The organism is Corallococcus sp. AB038B (assembly GCF_003668955.1).
Taxonomy (GTDB): Bacteria; Myxococcota; Myxococcia; order Myxococcales; family Myxococcaceae; genus Corallococcus; species Corallococcus exiguus.
The window spans coordinates 1-395 of sequence record NZ_RAWO01000318.1 but is presented as its reverse complement, the minus strand read 5'-3'; the positions used below and the strand labels follow the sequence as shown (position 1 = coordinate 395).

Annotated in this window: 1 protein-coding gene; it reads right to left on the bottom strand. The window is 68.6% G+C overall.

Translation table 11 applies throughout. The features are described 5' to 3' along the window. A partial coding sequence (locus D7Y04_RS44920; protein WP_158627710.1) for a hypothetical protein occupies positions 1-395 on the bottom strand: 395 nt, incomplete at both ends.

Here is a 395-nt window from a genome sequence, read left to right as displayed (position 1 = left end):
AGAGGCGAATTTGCGCGAGAACGCCCGCTTGCGCTTTCGCGCCCGCACGTCCCGGAGGAACGCGCGCGGCCCGTCACCCATGAACATGAGGAGCCCGCCCAGCGCGAGGCCCCCCAGCCCCATGGCCACGCCGAACCAGGTGAACCCGGACTGGCCTCGGCCTTGGTTGCCGTGAGTCGTGCCGAGCGTCACCTGGTAGCCGGCGTGGGTCTCCATCCGCTTCAGGGCTTCCAGGTGCGCCATGAACCGGGCGGGCTCCACCGCGTCCGCGAGGCTGTGGTAGCGGTACTCGAGGAAGAGCACGTTGTCGCTGTCCTCCGTCCAGAACCGGTAGTCGAGTGCGCTGGCGGGTCCTTGGACGGTGTCCCGTTGGTGCCTGATGCGCATGGAGTGGA